General features: G+C 64.2%; 14 protein-coding genes and 2 tRNA genes. 9 read left to right on the top strand and 7 right to left on the bottom strand.

Features of this window, described 5'->3' with window-relative positions; all coding sequences use genetic code 11:
* Positions 1-70 precede the first annotated feature (70 nt).
* Genes prmC through hemA form a run of 3 tightly spaced genes read right to left on the bottom strand, consistent with a single transcriptional unit; the run spans position 71 to position 3,277 of the window.
* Positions 71-901 (bottom strand): peptide chain release factor N(5)-glutamine methyltransferase, encoded by an 831-nt coding sequence (gene prmC, locus DOM32_RS02070; RefSeq protein ID WP_110630732.1) that lies wholly within the window; start codon positions 899-901, stop codon positions 71-73.
* Positions 901-1,986: a peptide chain release factor 1 gene (gene prfA, locus DOM32_RS02065; RefSeq protein ID WP_110630730.1), complete on the bottom strand. Its 1,086-nt coding sequence runs from the start codon at positions 1,984-1,986 to the stop codon at positions 901-903. The genes prmC and prfA overlap by 1 nt, the downstream gene beginning before the upstream one ends.
* A 16-nt stretch (positions 1,987-2,002) precedes the next feature.
* On the bottom strand, positions 2,003-3,277 hold the full coding sequence (hemA, locus tag DOM32_RS02060; protein WP_071233141.1) for a glutamyl-tRNA reductase: 1,275 nt from the start codon (positions 3,275-3,277) through the stop codon (positions 2,003-2,005).
* Between the two features lie 328 nt (positions 3,278-3,605).
* Here hemA and DOM32_RS02055 point away from each other — a divergent pair, with 328 nt between their 5' ends.
* The 9 genes from DOM32_RS02055 (at position 3,606) to DOM32_RS02015 (ending at position 11,292) form a co-directional block, all read left to right on the top strand.
* The gene (locus DOM32_RS02055) at positions 3,606-5,318 is read left to right on the top strand and encodes a tetratricopeptide repeat protein (RefSeq protein WP_110631132.1); all 1,713 of its coding nucleotides are present in this window, start codon (positions 3,606-3,608) and stop codon (positions 5,316-5,318) included.
* Between the two features lie 48 nt (positions 5,319-5,366).
* Positions 5,367-6,086 (top strand): lipoprotein insertase outer membrane protein LolB, encoded by a 720-nt coding sequence (gene lolB / locus DOM32_RS02050; RefSeq protein ID WP_110630728.1) that lies wholly within the window; start codon positions 5,367-5,369, stop codon positions 6,084-6,086.
* Complete coding sequence (gene ispE / locus DOM32_RS02045) at positions 6,083-6,967, top strand: 4-(cytidine 5'-diphospho)-2-C-methyl-D-erythritol kinase (RefSeq protein WP_110630725.1); 885 nt, start codon at positions 6,083-6,085, stop codon at positions 6,965-6,967. Before lolB ends, ispE begins: the two co-directional genes overlap by 4 nt.
* A gap of 149 nt (positions 6,968-7,116) precedes the next feature.
* Positions 7,117-7,191, top strand: a tRNA-Gln gene (locus tag DOM32_RS02040).
* A gap of 264 nt (positions 7,192-7,455) precedes the next feature.
* Positions 7,456-8,397 (top strand): ribose-phosphate pyrophosphokinase, encoded by a 942-nt coding sequence (locus DOM32_RS02035; RefSeq protein WP_170835901.1) that lies wholly within the window; start codon positions 7,456-7,458, stop codon positions 8,395-8,397.
* Between the two features lie 161 nt (positions 8,398-8,558).
* Positions 8,559-9,206: a 50S ribosomal protein L25/general stress protein Ctc gene (locus DOM32_RS02030; protein WP_110630723.1), complete on the top strand. Its 648-nt coding sequence runs from the start codon at positions 8,559-8,561 to the stop codon at positions 9,204-9,206.
* A gap of 34 nt (positions 9,207-9,240) precedes the next feature.
* Positions 9,241-9,825: an aminoacyl-tRNA hydrolase gene (gene pth / locus DOM32_RS02025; RefSeq protein ID WP_110630721.1), complete on the top strand. Its 585-nt coding sequence runs from the start codon at positions 9,241-9,243 to the stop codon at positions 9,823-9,825.
* Between the two features lie 167 nt (positions 9,826-9,992).
* Positions 9,993-11,084 carry a redox-regulated ATPase YchF gene (gene ychF / locus DOM32_RS02020; protein WP_071233146.1) on the top strand — a complete coding sequence of 364 codons (1,092 nt, stop codon included), beginning with the start codon at positions 9,993-9,995 and terminating at the stop codon, positions 11,082-11,084.
* Positions 11,085-11,215: 131 nt separating this feature from the next.
* Positions 11,216-11,292, top strand: a tRNA-Met gene (locus tag DOM32_RS02015).
* Positions 11,293-11,413: 121 nt separating this feature from the next.
* On the opposite strand, the gene DOM32_RS02010 is transcribed toward DOM32_RS02015, so the two are convergent.
* The 4 genes from DOM32_RS02010 to DOM32_RS01995 form a co-directional block, all read right to left on the bottom strand.
* Positions 11,414-12,277, bottom strand: a complete 864-nt coding sequence (locus DOM32_RS02010; RefSeq protein WP_110630719.1) for a D-amino-acid transaminase — start codon at positions 12,275-12,277, stop codon at positions 11,414-11,416.
* Between the two features lie 109 nt (positions 12,278-12,386).
* On the bottom strand, positions 12,387-13,367 hold the full coding sequence (gene dgcA, locus DOM32_RS02005) for an N-acetyl-D-Glu racemase DgcA (protein WP_208625281.1): 981 nt from the start codon (positions 13,365-13,367) through the stop codon (positions 12,387-12,389).
* Positions 13,361-14,362: an N-acetyltransferase DgcN gene (dgcN, locus tag DOM32_RS02000; protein ID WP_110630717.1), complete on the bottom strand. Its 1,002-nt coding sequence runs from the start codon at positions 14,360-14,362 to the stop codon at positions 13,361-13,363. The genes dgcA and dgcN overlap by 7 nt, the downstream gene beginning before the upstream one ends.
* A gap of 97 nt (positions 14,363-14,459) precedes the next feature.
* A complete protein-coding gene (locus DOM32_RS01995; protein WP_110630715.1) occupies positions 14,460-15,776 on the bottom strand; it encodes a M18 family aminopeptidase in 1,317 nt (438 codons plus the stop codon).
* Between the last annotated feature and the right edge of the window lie 91 nt (positions 15,777-15,867).

Genomic DNA, 15,867 nt, shown 5'->3' with positions numbered 1-15,867 from the left:
GTTCAACGCTCCGGCCGCTGGAGAGTGGTTCCATGCCCCAGACCACTCATCCCTACCGCCCGCCGATTGCTCATTCCCACCGCCCGCCGGTAACGCGCTCGTGGCCTGCGAGATCGCGCCGCGAGTCGACATCGCGGAATCCTCGACGCAACAGCACCTCCCGCACCAGACCCGCTTGCGCATGACCGTGTTCCATCCATAACCAACCGCCCGACTGCAGATGATCCGGCGCGCGCGCAGCCAGCCATTCGAGATCCGACATCCCGGAAGCCTCGGCCACCAGTGCCGAACGCGGCTCGAAACGCACATCGTCACGCAGCAGGTGCGGATCGTCGTCGGCAATATAAGGCGGATTGGAGACGATGAGGTCGAAGCGATGCCCGGCCAGCGCCGAGAACCAGTCGCTTTCGAGGAAGCAAGCGTTGGCGATCGCCAGCCGCCGGGCATTGGCTTGTGCCAGGGTCACGGCGTCAGGGGCAAGATCGACGCCGATAACCCGCCAGCCCGGGCGTTCGCTGGCAAAGGCCAGCGCGATGGCGCCGGTACCGGTGCCCAGATCGAGCAGCTCGCCAGTGGATGGCGTGGCAAACTCGAGCGCGACTTCGACCAGGCGTTCGGTATCCGGCCGCGGAATCAAGGTCGCCGGCGAGGTCTCGAGGCAAAGCCCCCAGAACTCCCGCGAGCCGACCAGGTACGCTACCGGCAGCCCCTCGACGCGCCGGGCGACCAGTTGCTGGAAGGCCTCGTGCTGGGCTGCCGTCACCTCCCGGTCGCCCCAGGTATAGAGCCAGGTCCGGTTCGTCTCGCAGACATGGGCCAGCAGCACTTCCGCATCGAGCCGCGCCGTCGGCGACATGACGAGGCGCCCTGCCGCCTCGCGCAGGGCGTCATCGATCGTCATCACTCCCCCTGCAATGCCGCCAGCTGATCGGCCTGGTACTCATTGACCAGAGGCCCGATGACCTCGTCGAGATCGCCGGCGACGACCTCGCCCAGCTTGTAGATCGTCAGATTGATGCGGTGGTCGGTGAGGCGGCCCTGCGGGAAATTGTAGGTGCGGATTCGCTCGCTGCGATCACCCGACCCTACCAGGGAACGGCGCGTATCGGCCTGCTGCTGACGCTGGGAGTCCACCGCCGCCTGCTTCAGCCGCGCCGCCAGCAGCGACATCGCCTTGGCACGGTTCTTGTGCTGGCTGCGCTCTTCCTGACATTCGACCACCAGCCCGGTCGGCAGGTGCGTGATACGGATCGCCGAGTCCGTGGTGTTGACATGCTGGCCGCCGGCACCGCTGGAGCGGAACGTGTCGACGCGAAGATCGTTGGTGTTGATATCGATGTCACCGACTTCATCCGCTTCGGGCATCACCGCGACCGTGCAGGCCGAGGTATGGATCCGCCCCTGCGATTCCGTTGCCGGGACGCGCTGCACCCGGTGCGCGCCGGATTCGAACTTCAACGACGCGTAGACGTTATCGCCCTTGACCCGAGCGATGATCTCCTTGTACCCGCCTTGTTCGCCATGGTTGGCGCTGACCACCTCGACCTTCCAGCCGCGCCGCTCAGCGTAGCGGGAATACATGCGAAACAGGTCGCCGGCGAACAGTGCCGCCTCGTCACCACCGGTACCGGCACGGACCTCCAGGAAGACGTTGCTGTCGTCGTCCGGATCCTTGGGCACCAGCAAGCGCTTGACCTCCTCCTCGAGCTCCTCGAGCCGGGCTCTGGAAGAACGCCACTCCTCCTCGGCCAGCTCGCGCATTTCGGGGTCGCTGTCCTGTCGCATCTGGTCGGCGGCCTCGATATCGCCCTCGGTGCGGCGGTAGACGAGCCAGGACTCGACCAGCGGTTCGAGCTCGGCGTATTCGCGGGAGTAATCGCGGAAACGCGGTTGATCGGCGATCACTTCGGGCTCGGAGAGCAGCGCTGACAGCTCCTCGAAGCGGTCCTGAAAGGCGTCGAGTCGTTCGCGCAAAGACGCTTTCATGCCCAGTCCTGTATTTTCATACCGAGTCCTGTGTCGTGGCGGGCCCTTCGATGAGCAAGTTGTCGGCCGCCTGAATGATATCGTGACGTGATTGACCCGACGCTTCGCGCAAGCGCAGCGTGGGGCCGTGCATCAATTTATTGGCCAACTGGTGCGACAGACGCTTGATCACCGTCTCCGGATCTTCGCCCCGCGCCAGTTGCGCCAGTGCCTCGGCTTCGGAATCGCGCCGCAGCGCCTCGCCATGCTGGCGATAGCGGCGAATCAGATCCCCCGCCCCGCGCACTCGGCGTTCATGCAGCCAGCGATCGACCCCGCTTTCGATCAGCGCTTCGGCCTGGCGTGCCGCGACCTCGCGATGACGCCGATTCTCGGCGATCACCTGCTGCAGATCGTCGACGCTATAGAGGAAGACATCGTCGAGATCGCCCACTTCAGGCTCGATGTCCCGCGGCACCGCGATATCGACCATGAAGATGGGCCGGTGGCGGCGTACCTTGAGCGCACGTTCGACCATGCCCTTGCCGAGGATCGGCAACTCGCTGGCCGTGGAGGCGATGACGATGTCCGCCTGCTCCAGCGCCTGCGGAATGGCATTGAGCTCGATCGCTCGCGCATCGCAGGTTTCGGCCAGCGCCTGGGCCCGCGCCAGCGTGCGATTGGCGACCGTCAGCCCCATGATGCCGGCCTCGCGCAAGTGACGTGCAACCAGCTCGACCGTCTCGCCGGCCCCGATCAGCAATGCCCGGGCACGACTGAAATCGTCGAAGATACGGCTGGCGAGACTGACGGCGGCATAAGCAACCGAGACCGGATTTTCCCCGATCGCGGTTTCGCTGCGGACCTGCTTGGCGACCGAGAAGGTCTGCTGGAAGAGACGCTCCAGCTCGCTACCCAGCCCTGCGTGCTGGCGCGCGATCTGGTAGGCATCCTTGAGCTGACCGAGAATCTGCGGTTCTCCCAGCACCATGGAATCCAGACCCGCCGCCACACGCATCAGATGCCTGGCGGCCTCCCCCTCATGGTAGTGGTAGGCACAATTCAACAGCTCCTGCGCGGGCATGCCGTGAAACGCCCCCAGCCATTCGAGCAACTGGCGCTCGCCATTGGCGACGGTAATGCAGTAGAGCTCGGTCCGGTTACAGGTGGAGAGCACCGCCGCCTCTCGCACGTCGGGCAAGGCCCGCAGCTGCGTCAGCGCGGACTCGAGTTGTGCCGGCGAGAAGGCGACACGCTCGCGCATGTCGACCGCAGCCGTTCTATGGTTGATACCCAGAGCTAGCAGCGTCATGAAATCACGGTCATTTGTCTTGCGTGGATCCGGCGTCTGCGCTCGCGGATGTCCTCGAAGCAAAGCGCGGCATACCGGAATGAAGCGCGGGGCATGTCAGGTTGCCGGCCGCTTCACCCATTCTCGCGGTCGACCGGAAGCGGAGACGGCGAGACGAACCCGGCCAGCAATATCCACCTCATTGTGGTCCGCCCGGCCGGGCGGCGCCATTTTAGCACAGCCGAAAGACGCTTAGCAGGCAATGAAACACGCCGACCGACATGCCTCGGCGATTGACCCCCGGCGGCCAGCCGTTATGCTGGAGCCATTGATCGATCTCGAGGACGGCATGCCCAAAAGTCTGTTCTACGCCGCCAGTTGCGCGGTTCTGCTGGCTGGCTGCCAAAACATGTCGGCCGACACGGCATCGGCGCCCGCCGATGATCCTTTGACATCGGCGCCGCCGATCACCCGCGGGTTCGACGCCCAGGGCCTGTCCCAGGTGCTGTTGTCCGAGATGGCCGGGCAGCGAGGTGACTTTCACCGCGCCGCCGACGGCTATCTGGAGGCCGCCGAACGCTACCGTTCCGCCGAACTCGCCGAGCGCGCCACGCTGGCCGCGCGATATACCGATGACAAGAGCCTGCTGACCTCCGCAGCGGCTCGCTGGCAACAGCTGGCGCCGCAGGACTCGGCGCCGCAGAAGCTGCTTTCCGGCATCGCCGTGGATCGGGGCGACTGGCCTGCGGCACTACGTCACAGGCTGGAGCTCGCCCGTTCAGGAGAAGAGGCACAGCTTCTCGAGCTCGCCGACCTGATGGTGGAATCCCAGGCAGACCTGCCACCGCTGATCGCCCAGTTGCGCGACTTCACCGCCGCCCAGCCCGACCATGCCGATGCCCAGATGGCAACGGCACGGCTCGAAGCGGCCAACGGTCAGTTCGATGAAGCCCGACAGCGGCTGACGAACCTGGCTCGCCGCCACGCCGACCTGCCGATACTCTGGCTCACCCGGTCGCAGATCGCGCTCGAGGCCGGCGACTACGATCAGGCCGTCTTCTCGGCGCAGCGCGGGCGAGAGCTGGCCCCCGATGACAGCCGGTTTTTGCTGGCGCTGGCACAGGCGGAAATCGCCAATGGCGACATCGCCGCTGCCGAGCCCCGAATCGACCAGTTGCTGGCGCGCCACGACGATACGCCGACGCTGCGTATCGGTCTCGCCCAGCTCTATCTCGACGCTGGCGCGCTTGAGCCCGCCCGAAGGCTGCTGCTGCCACTGCTCGATCGCGACGATACGCCGCCGGCGACCTACCTGGTGCTGGGCAGCATTGCCGAGTCGCAGGGAGAAATCGACAACGCGCTGCTCTATTACCGGCAGGTGCCGACCGGGCCCGGCTTCCTCGACTCCCGCGCGCTCGCCACCCAGATGCTGACGGTCGGCGACCGCACCGAAGATGCCCGGACATTCCTGCGCGTCGAGATTCTGCGTCATCCCGCCCAGCGCGCGGCGCTGACCCAGATCGGCGTGCAGGCGCTGGACAACGCCGGCCAGAGCGCTGCTGCGGATACGCTGCTCGCCGAGTCCCTCGAGCAGGCACCGGACGACACCGACCTGCTCTATACCCGAGCCATGCGCGAATTCGAACGTGGCAATGTCGAAGCGATGATGGCGCAGATGCGCGACATCATCGCCAGAGAACCCGACAATGCCGCCGCTCTCAACGCGCTGGGCTACACCCTGGCGACGACGACGGACCATTACGACGAAGCGCTGGAACTCATCGAGCGAGCCCACGCCCTCGAGCCGCAGAGCCCCGCCATTCTCGATAGCCTGGGCTGGGTTCATTTCAAGCGCGGGGAGACGCAAAAGGCGCTCGGGTACCTGCGTCGTGCCTACGCCGGCCAGCCGGATCAGGAAGTCGCCGCGCATCTGGCCGAAGCGCTGGTCGTTCTCGATCAGACGACCGAGGCGCGGGTACTGGTGGAATCGGCACTCGCCGGCAGCGAAATCCACCCGGATATCGACGACCTGCTGCTGCGTTATCCGCAGCTGGCGCCCTGACCCGCAGCCGGACACCTCAATTCATTCGCATTCGACAGGAAACATTCGATGCCACACTCCCTTTCGGCCAGTGAACGGCGACAGACCGTTTCGATTCCGTTCAAGCCGTGGTGGCAGGCGCTCGGCACCCTCGTTCTGGTGGCCTGGCTTGCCGGTTGCGCCGGACAGGCACCCGCACCGGACGTGCCGCGCCAGCCCGACGACTGGCAGCGGCAACAGGACGATCTGGCTGCGCTCGACACCTGGACGGTAGCCGGCAAGGTCGGCCTGCGAACCCCGGAAGAGAGCCGCAGCGCCAATCTGGACTGGTCCCAGTCGCCCGGCCACTACCGCATGCTGATCAGCGGCCCGTTCGGCGCCGGACGCAGCGTGCTCGAAGGCCGCCAAGGCGCGGTGACGCTGACCACCAGCGACGGCCGCTTCGAGGCATCGTCGCCGGAAGCCCTGATGCAGCAGCAACTGGGCTGGTCGCTACCGATCTCGGCACTCGACTACTGGGTGCGCGGCCTTCCGGCGCCCGGCCGCTCCCACCAGCAGAGCGACGACGAACTCGGCTTTCCCAAGACCCTGAGCCAGGACGGCTGGAATATCCGCTACCGCGACTGGACCTACGCCGATTCGCTATGGCTGCCGAGCCGCCTGATCATGACCTACGACGACATCCGCGCCACGCTGGTCGTCAACCAGTGGCAGCCGCAGGCTGGATCCGAACGTCCCTCCGACGGGTCTGGACGACCCGCTGAAGAGACACCGGACGCGACCCGATGACACCATTGACGCTGCCCGCGCCGGCCAAGCTCAATCGCCTGTTGCGCATTACCGGTCGTCGGCCGGATGGCTATCACACGCTGCAGACGCTGTTCCAGATTCTCGATCGCGGCGACACGCTGCGATTCCACCCACGGGCCGACAGCGACGACATCACGCTCTCCCCCGCGCTGGCCAATGTTGCCGAAGCGGACAATCTCGTCGTTCGGGCAGCGCGGCTTCTTCAGCGCGAAACCGGCTGTCGCCGGGGCGCGGCGATCGAGCTGGAGAAGCGCCTGCCGATGGGCGGCGGGCTGGGCGGTGGCAGCTCCAACGCCGCCACCACGCTGCTGGCGCTCGACCATCTCTGGGGGCTCGATCTCGGTCTCGAGCGACTGGCGACGCTGGGGCTGGAACTGGGCGCCGATGTACCGGTGTTCGTACGCGGCCATAGCGCCTGGGCGGAAGGGGTCGGCGAACGTCTCGTCCCCGTCGAGCTGGCGCCTTCCTGGTTCGTCGTCATCCATCCGGGCGTGGAAATCTCCACGGCGGCAATTTTCGGCCACCCTGGTTTGACACGTAATAGCACGGTCATTAGTATGCGTCGCGCACTCGACGGGGCCGCCCCTGACGCAGTGTGGCGCAACGATTGCGAGAGCATCGTGCGAGCGCTTCACCCCGAGGTAGACCGCGCGCTGAACTGGCTCGGCCAGTATGGCAAGGCGGCACTGACAGGGACAGGCGCCTGCGTCTTCTGTCCGCTGGACGGCGAAACGCAGGCCGAACGGGTACTGCGACAGGTCCCGGACGAATGGCAGGCATTCAAGGCCCGTGGCAGCGACGTTTCTCCGCTGCACCAGGCTCTGGAAACTGCCAAGGGTCTGGACAGGACTCGAGCGTGATCCGCCATGCCATCCGCTGAAAAGACCGCTTTCGACCCAGCGGTTTTTGCCAGATTTTTCAGACGGCTCGCGGCTTCATGACTGGTTTTTCGTCCACACCTAGCCAATGGTTTGTGCTTTTGCGCATAATAGGCGCGACCAATGATTGCTGGGGTATCGCCAAGTGGTAAGGCACTGGTTTCTGGTACCAGCATTCCCAGGTTCGAATCCTGGTACCCCAGCCACTTCCTGACTTTCGACAAGCCTGCATACGGAAACCGGGTCGCGATGGCCACTCAGCCCACACGATTTCCCCCACCGGCGTTGCGGTTGCTTCTCCTGCCGTCTCGACGTACGACTTCGATGCCAGAGCGCATCGTCGACGGGCAAGCGTGGCATTTCAAAATCCCGCCCATCGCCTCGCCTTCCCTATGCAGCCTCGTCATCCGTCCTGAAACCGAAACGAATGTCCTCTACCGACCTTCAACTGCTCTCAAAGGTGGCCGCGCGTGTCTAAATTGATGGTTTTTACCGGTAACGCCAACGTCGGACTTGCTTCGAAGGTAGCCGAGAGTCTGGATAACCGACTGGGTCACGCGACGGTCGGACAGTTCAGCGATGGCGAAATCGCCGTCGAAATCAACGAAAACGTACGCGGTAAAGACGTCTTCATCCTGCAGTCGACCTGCGCGCCGACCAACGACAACCTCATGGAGCTGATCCTGATGGTCGATGCGCTGCGTCGCGCCTCGGCCACCCGCATCACGGCCGTCGTGCCCTACTTCGGCTATGCGCGCCAGGATCGCCGCGTGCGTTCGGCCCGCGTGCCGATCTCGGCCAAGGTCGTCGCCGACATGATGGTCAAGGCCGGTGTCGATCGCGTCATGACCATGGATCTGCACGCCGACCAGATCCAGGGTTTCTTCGACGTGCCGGTGGACAACGTCTACGGCTCTCCGATCCTGCTCGACGACATCGAGCGTCAGAACTACGACGACCTGGTCGTGGTCTCTCCCGATGTCGGCGGCGTGGTCCGTGCCCGCGCCATCGCCAAGCAGCTCAATGTCGACCTGGCGATCATCGACAAGCGTCGCCCGCAGGCCAACCAGGCCCAGGTGATGCACATCATCGGCGACATCCAGGATCGCACCTGCGTGGTGGTCGACGACATGGTCGATACCGCCGGCACCCTCTGCAAGGCCGCCGAGGCATTGAAGGATCGTGGCGCTCGCCGAGTGGTCGCTTATGCCACGCATCCGATCCTGTCCGGGCCCGCCGTGGACAATATTAGCGGTTCAGTGCTTGACGAACTCGTCGTTGCCGATACCATACCGCTCTCCGAACCTGCACGTCGTAGCGGCAAGATCCGTCAGTTGACGGTCGCCGGCCTGATCGCCGAGGCCATTCGTCGTGTCAGTAACGAAGAATCCGTCAGCGCGATGTTCCACTGATCGCCATCGGAATGGCCCGATCACGGTCGTTCCGAACCGACAGGGAACCCCGCGCGGATACGTGGGCCACTGCCATGAGGGCAGTGGCCCTACTGGAAACGGCATCGTCTGGTCGCGGGCGATGCCGATTTCCATTACTTGACCATTAGAGGTGACAATCAATGTCCCATTACACCCTGACCGCCAATGTTCGCAAGGAGCTGGGGAAAGGTGCGAGCCGCCGCCTGCGCCGCAAGAACGAACAGGTCGCTGCCATCATCTACGGTGGCTCTGCCGAGCCGCAGCCGATCACCATCGACAAGCCGGCCTTCTACAAGGCGATCGAAGAAGAAGCGTTCTTCTCCTCGATCATCGACATCAATATCGACGGCAAGAGCGAGCAGGTCGTCATCCGTGATCTGCAGCGCCACCCGTACAAGGCGCTGGTCACTCACGCCGACTTCATGCGCGTCGATGCGACCCACGAGCTGACCCTGAACGTTCCGCTGCACTTCCTCAACGAAGAAACGTGCAAAGGCGTCAAGGACGAAGGTGGCGTGCTGCACGTTCTGAACAACGACGTTCAGATCAGCTGTCTGCCGTCCAAGCTGCCGGAATACATCGAAGTCGACGTGGCCAACCTGGGCCTCGGCGAAACCATTCACCTGTCCGACATCAAACTGCCGGAAGGTGTGACTCTGGTCGAGCTGACCCATGGTGAAGAGCACGACGCCGGCGTCGTCAGCGTCACGCACCCGACCGTCGCCAGTGACGACGAAGTCGCCGGTGAAGGTGTCGACGAAGAAGGCGAACCGAAAGGCGACGCGTAATCCTGCGTCAGAGACCGGACAACAGGCAGTCGGCATGACAGTGAAAGCGATCATCGGTCTCGGTAATCCGGGGCCGGAATACGAAGACACCCGTCACAATGCCGGTGCCTGGCTGGTCGAACAGCTCGCTCGGGACGCAGCGGAAACGCTGCGTCCCGAACGCAAGTTTCTGGGTCTTCATGCCAGGATCCGCCTGGGCGGGCACGATCTTCATCTGCTCAACCCCACCACTTTCATGAATCGCAGCGGTGCCTCGGTGGCTGCGCTGTGCCAGTTCTTCAAGATCGCGCCGGACGAGCTCCTCGTCGCTCACGACGAACTCGACATCGCGCCCGGCTGCGCCCGTTACAAGACGGGTGGCGGACACGGCGGCCACAACGGCCTGCGCGATATCATCAGTGCCCTGGGCAACAGCAACGGTTTCCACCGTTTGCGTATCGGCATCGGCCACCCCGGCAGTGCCAAGCTCGTCACCAACTATGTCCTCGGTCGTCCCGGCAAGGCCGAACGCCAGGCCATCGACGACTCGCTGGACGAGACCATCACCACCCTGCCTGACGTACTCGCCGGAGATTGGGCCAAGGCGATGAATCGTCTGCATAGTTTTAAACCCGCCTGATTCGCTCGTAGCTCGTAGCTCGTAGCTCGTAGCTCGTAGCTCGGCAAGAGTCTGGCCCCCGCCGACCGCGTCCCGTAGAATGCCCGCCATTCACTTTTTCGTGCTTATTCGTTCGCGTCTGCCATGATCGAATCGAATTCAGGATCACATCGTTTCAGGGATACACCATGGGTTTCAATTGCGGCATCGTCGGCCTGCCCAACGTTGGCAAGTCGACCCTCTTCAATGCATTGACTCGCTCCGGCATCGATGCCGAGAACTTCCCGTTCTGCACCATCGAACCCAATACCGGTATCGTGCCGATGCCCGACCCGCGTCTCGACAAGCTCGCCGAGATCGTCAAGCCGGAAAAGGTGGTGCCGACCACGATGGAGTTCGTCGATATCGCCGGCCTGGTCGAAGGCGCCTCCAAGGGTGAAGGCCTGGGCAACCAGTTCCTCGCCAACATCCGCGAAACCGACGCCATCGCCCACGTGGTTCGCTGCTTCGACGACGACAACGTCATCCACGTCGCCAACCAGGTCGACCCCACCGCCGATATCGAGACCATCAATCTCGAGCTGGCCCTGGCCGACCTCGACGCCGTCGAACGCTCGATCCAGCGCCTGACCCGTGTGGTCAAGGGCGGTGACAAGGAGGCGATCGCCACCAAGGCCATTCTGGATCGTATCCAGCCGCACCTGGCCGAAGGCCAGCCGCTGCGCAGCTTCGGTCTCGACGCCGAGGAACAACAGCAGTTGCGCAGCTTCGGCTTCCTCACGCTCAAGCCGACGATGTACATCGCCAACGTCAACGAGGACGGGTTCGACAACAACCCTCACCTCGATGTCGTGCGCGAGATCGCCGCCAGGGAGAATGCGGTGGTCGTGCCGGTCTGCAACAAGCTGGAAGCGGAGATCGCTGAGCTCGAGGACGAAGAACGCGCCATGTTCCTCGAAGAAATGGGCATGGAAGAACCCGGCCTCGATCGCGTCATTCGTGCCGGCTACGGCCTGCTGGGGCTGCAGACCTATTTCACCGCCGGGGTGAAGGAAGTCCGAGCCTGGACTGTCAAGGTCGGCGCGACCGCACCGCAGGCGGCCGGCGTGATTCACACCGACTTCGAGAAGGGCTTTATTCGCGCTGAAGTGGTCAGCTACGAGGACTTCGTCGCCCTGGGTGGCGAGAACGGCGCCAAGGAGGCCGGCAAGTGGCGTCTCGAAGGCAAGGCTTACGTCGTGAAGGATGGCGACGTCATGCACTTCCGCTTCAATGTCTGACGCACCGGCCCGAAAAACCGATTCCGATGTCGGAAAGCGTTGACGTTTCATCAAGTTATGGTAGTATTCGCAACCGTTGTCAGGCGCCTCTGTCTACTTCGACATGGCTACCTCGACACGGTTGCTTCGAAGGCTACGTAGCTCAGCTGGTTAGAGCACATCACTCATAATGATGGGGTCCCCTGTTCGAATCAGGGCGTAGCCACCAGATATCACGAAAAAGCCCGCCGTTCTCATGATCGGCGGGCTTTTTCGTATCGGCTTTACGCCGGCTTTCCTTATTGCCGCCTGGTCGGCAGGCTGTCGATTCCCGCAGCCTGCCGCCCGATTCAGACGGCGCGACGGCGACTCTCCTCGATGTAGGCTTCACGCAGCTTTCGCGCTACCTCGCCGGGGCGGCCACCGGCGACCGGCACATCGTCGATCGCGACGACCGGCGTGACGAACGACGACGCCGACGTGACAAAGCACTCCCTGGCCCCCTGCGCCTCCTCGACGCTGAACGACCGCTCCTCGACGCGCAACGACAGCGCCTGGGCGAGCTCCAGAACGACGGTTCGGGTAATACCGGGGAGGATGGCGTGGGAGAGTTCCCGCGTCACCAGCGTCCCGTCATGGGTCAGCATCCACGCGTTGTTCGATGCTCCTTCGGTCACCAGACCATCCTCGACCATCCAGGCATCGTCGGCACCGGCCGCCGTCGCCGCCATCTTGGCCATCGCGGGATAGAGCAGCTGCACCGTCTTGATGTCCCGCCGCGCCCAGCGCCAGTCGGGCTGCGTCGCGACACGAATGCCCTCGCGGCCACTGCGGCTGTCGACGAGAGACTTGGCCTGGGTGAACAGCACCAGCGTCGGCGGCGTATCGGCGCCGGGATAGTGGAAGTCCCGGTCGCCGGCGCTACCTCGCGTCAGCTGCAGATAGACCATGCCCTCCTCGAGCGCGTTGCGACGGATCAATTCGCGATGGATCGTCAGCAGCGCATCATCGTCCCACGGCAACCCCATCTCGAGTTCGCCCGCCGAACGCTTCAACCGCCGCATATGGCCGGGAAAATCGATCAGCTTGCCCTCGAGCACCGAACAAACCTCGTAGACACCGTCGGCAAACAGGAAGCCGCGATCGAAGACCGATACCTTGGCGTCCTGTTCCGCGACGTAGTCGCCATTCACGTAGACCGTGCGCTGTGTCATCTCATGCCGTCTCTATGTCTGTCATCATGTCCATCTTCCTGTGCTTCACGCTCAGATCCATTGCTACTAGCATCGCACCGGCGCAGCCCTGGCTCAGGATAGCGCTCGCTCAACCCCACAATGCCGATGTCGCCGGATGGATGCCATCGGCATCGAAACGCATGCCGTGCTCGCGATCCCGTGCCAGCAGCAACGGGCCATCGAGATCGACCACCGCCGCCCCCTGCGCCACCAGCAGCGCCGGCGCCATCGACAGAGACGACCCCACCATGCAGCCGACCATGATCTCGAACCCGCTCGCCAGCGCTTCCCGCTTGAGTGCCAGCGCTTCGGTCAAGCCGCCGGTCTTGTCGAGCTTGATGTTGACCATGTCGTAGCGGCCGACCAGATCGGGTAGCGACGTGCGGTCGTGACACGCCTCGTCGGCGCAGACCGGCAGCGGACGCTCGATCTCCGCCAGCGGCGCATCCTGGCCCGCCGGCAGCGGCTGCTCGACCATGCTGATTCCCAGCGACACCAGCGTCGGCGCCAGACGTTCGTAGGCGTCGCGATCCCAGCCCTCGTTGGCGTCGACGATGATCCGTGCCTCGGGCGCGCCCTCGCGAACGGCCTCGAGGCGCTCGATATCCCCTTCGCCGCCCAGTTTCAACTTGAGCAGCGGCCGAGCGGCGTGGCGCCGGGCCTTCTCGCGCATGGCATCGGGTGACTCCAGCGACAGCGTGAAAGCGGTGATCTCGGCCCTGGGCGCGTCAATCCCGGCGAGCTCCCACACCGGCTTGCCGGCGGACTTGGCTTCCAGATCCCAGAACGCGCAGTCGAGCGCATTGCGTGCCGCACCGGCCGGCAGTCGCGACTGCAGTTCGAGACGATCCATGCCCTGCGCCAGCGCATCGCGCATCGACTCGATCTGGGCGATGACGCTATCGACCGACTCGCCGTAGTGTGCATAGGGCACACATTCACCGCGGCCAGCATGAGCGCCATCGCTCAGCGTCGCGACCACGACTCGCGCCTCGCTGCGCGAACCGCGGGAGATGGTGAAGACTTCGGCGAGCGGAAATACCTGCGCCTCGACGCTCAGCTTCAGCATGCCAGCACCGCCTCGGCCAGCCGATCCGCGCCCTGCCGGTAGGGATCGACACACGGCAATCCCAGACGCGACTCGAGCGCTTCCAGATAGCGGTCCGCCTCGTCGACCGGCATACCGGAGGTATTGACCGAGACCCCGACGACCTGGCACGCCGGGTTCACTACCTGCGCCAGCGGCAGCGCCGTATCGCGCAGCTGTTCCAGCGTCGGCAGCGAATAGTGCGGCAACCCTCGCATATGGGTCCGCGTCGGCTCATGGCACAGGATCAGCGCATCCGGCTGGCCGCCGTGAATCAACGCCATGGTGACACCGGAATAGGAGGGGTGGAACAGACTGCCCTGCCCTTCGATGATGTCCCAATGATCGTCGTCGTTATCCGGCGTCAGCCATTCGATGGAACCGGCCATGAAATCGGCGATGACGGCATCCAGCGGCACGCCTTCGCCAGTGATCAGAATGCCGGTCTGGCCGGTGGCGCGGAAGCTCGACTTGGCGCCGCGCTCGCGCAGGGCGATGTCCAGCGCCAGTGCGGTGTACATCTTGCCGATGGAACAGTCGGTCCCGACCGCCAGGCAGCGCTTGCCACGGCGTTTCTTGCCGTCGCCGATCGGATACTGAACCTGCGGCACGCGCACGTCGATCAGGCGCCCGCCATACTTCTCCGCCGCCTCCACCAGCTCCGGCTCGTCACGCAGCAGATTGTGCAGGCCGGAAGCGATATCCATGCCGGCGGCCAGCGCCTCCTTGAGCACCGCAATCCAGCTGCGGGAAATCACCCCGCCGCGATTGGCCGCGCCGATCACCAGCGTCCTGGCGCCTTGCGCCACGGCTTCCTCGATATCGAGATCCGGTAGCTTCATGTCCGCCTGGCAGCCCGGTAACCGGTACTGTCCCAGCGCATACTCCGGGCGCCAGTCGCGAATGCCCTGGGCGACCTTCGCCGACAGCGGATCGGGCACGTCGCCCAGGAACAGCAAATAGGGAGTCTTGAGCATGTCATCACTACTCGTTCAATGTGGAAAGAGCCGACCCGCAAGCGGTCGGCACCGAACGTCATCCTGCACCGCCATCAGCCAGTTTGACTGACGCGACTCAACCGGTCATCAGATCGGCTCGATCGAAGAACACCTTCAACGCCCGGATCAGGTACGCCGGGTCACGACTGCCTGCCGTTTCGCGAATCGAGTGCATGCCGAATTGCGGTACGCCCACGTCGATGGTCGGCACGCCCAGCTCGGTGGCGGTGATCGGGCCGATGGTGCTGCCGCAGCCCATGTCCGCGCGGGTCACGAACTGCTGCACCGGCACGTCGGCTTCACGACAGATATCCTGGAACAGTGCCGCCGTGGCGCTGTTGGTGGCGTAACGCTGGCTGGCGTTGACCTTGATCACCGGCCCGGCGTTGAGTAACGGCCCATGATTGGCGTCGTGCTTGTCGGCGAAGTTGGGGTGCACGGCGTGGGCGTTGTCGCAGGAGATCATCAGGGAGCGCTGGATCAACCGTACGAAGCCTTCGTCGCCCGGCTCGCCGAGCGCGGCATTCACGCGACGCAGCACGTCGGCCAGAAACGGCCCCTGGGCGCCACAGGCACTGGCACTGCCGACTTCCTCGTGATCGTTGGCGACGAACAGTGCGCCCTGCTGGCCATCGGCAGCCAACAGCGCTTCGACACCGATGAAGCAGGAGAGCAGGTTGTCGAGCCGAGCGCTGGCGATCATTTCCCCGTTGATGCCGACCCGCGCTGGCGGCTGGACGTCGTAGAAGCCCAGCTCGAAGTCGACGATGTCCGCCACCTCGATGGCGTGCTCACGCTCGATCCACTGCTTGAGCAGGTGATCGAAATCCGGGGCATCGCCGCCCTGCATCAGCAGCGGTGCCATCTGCGTCTGCGCATTCAGGGCACGACCGTTGTTGGCTTCACGATCCATATGGATCGCCAGGCTGGGGATGATCGCTACCGGATCGCCCACATTGAGCAAAACTCCTTGCAGACGGCCATCGGTTCGGCGAACGTGAACCCGACCGGCGATCCCCAGGTCGCGATCGAACCACGGCGACAGCAACGCACCGCCATAGACCTGGACACCCAACTGCAGCCAGCCCTTGTTGACGATCGCCGGTTGCGGCTTGAGCCGCAGCGCCGGGCTGTCCGTATGCGCGCCGACCATGCGCATCGCCTCGAGCGGCGAAGCCGGCAACTGGAACGCGATCAAGGCACTATCGTTACGCGTCACGTAATATTTGTCGCCTCGTGTTAACTTCCAGCTGTCAGTTTCCTTGAGAGGCCGATATCCTGCCGCCTCCAGTCGTGTCACGAGGTTGGCGGTGGCGTGCCAGGGAGAGGGCGAGCGCTGGAGGAAATCGAGCAAGCGATCTTCGAGAGCCTTGTCGGCGGCGTGTTCTGACATGGGTTTCCTCGGATGTCGGTCTGTAGTCACGCGGACTGACTGCTACAATAGGTCCCGGACCTGAAAAAGATTCATGGATCCGGTGGTCTTC

It is taken from the genome of Salinicola salarius, from assembly GCF_003206135.1.
Taxonomy (GTDB): domain Bacteria; phylum Pseudomonadota; class Gammaproteobacteria; order Pseudomonadales; family Halomonadaceae; genus Salinicola; species Salinicola salarius.
This window is presented reverse-complemented; position numbering and strand designations above follow the sequence as displayed.

Bases quoted from the DNA above. Each gene is read 5' to 3' on its own strand.
- prmC (WP_110630732.1), bottom strand. From the start codon at position 901: ATGACGATCGATGACGCCCTGCGCGAGGCGGCAGGGCGCCTCGTCATG.
- prfA (WP_110630730.1), bottom strand. From the start codon at position 1,986: ATGAAAGCGTCTTTGCGCGAACGACTCGACGCCTTTCAGGACCGCTTC.
- hemA (WP_071233141.1), bottom strand. From the start codon at position 3,277: ATGACGCTGCTAGCTCTGGGTATCAACCATAGAACGGCTGCGGTCGAC.
- DOM32_RS02055 (WP_110631132.1), top strand. From the start codon at position 3,606: ATGCCCAAAAGTCTGTTCTACGCCGCCAGTTGCGCGGTTCTGCTGGCT.
- lolB (WP_110630728.1), top strand. From the start codon at position 5,367: ATGCCACACTCCCTTTCGGCCAGTGAACGGCGACAGACCGTTTCGATT.
- ispE (WP_110630725.1), top strand. From the start codon at position 6,083: ATGACACCATTGACGCTGCCCGCGCCGGCCAAGCTCAATCGCCTGTTG.
- DOM32_RS02030 (WP_110630723.1), top strand. From the start codon at position 8,559: ATGTCCCATTACACCCTGACCGCCAATGTTCGCAAGGAGCTGGGGAAA.
- pth (WP_110630721.1), top strand. From the start codon at position 9,241: ATGACAGTGAAAGCGATCATCGGTCTCGGTAATCCGGGGCCGGAATAC.
- ychF (WP_071233146.1), top strand. From the start codon at position 9,993: ATGGGTTTCAATTGCGGCATCGTCGGCCTGCCCAACGTTGGCAAGTCG.
- DOM32_RS02010 (WP_110630719.1), bottom strand. From the start codon at position 12,277: ATGACACAGCGCACGGTCTACGTGAATGGCGACTACGTCGCGGAACAG.
- dgcA (WP_208625281.1), bottom strand. From the start codon at position 13,367: ATGCTGAAGCTGAGCGTCGAGGCGCAGGTATTTCCGCTCGCCGAAGTC.
- dgcN (WP_110630717.1), bottom strand. From the start codon at position 14,362: ATGCTCAAGACTCCCTATTTGCTGTTCCTGGGCGACGTGCCCGATCCG.
- DOM32_RS01995 (WP_110630715.1), bottom strand. From the start codon at position 15,776: ATGTCAGAACACGCCGCCGACAAGGCTCTCGAAGATCGCTTGCTCGAT.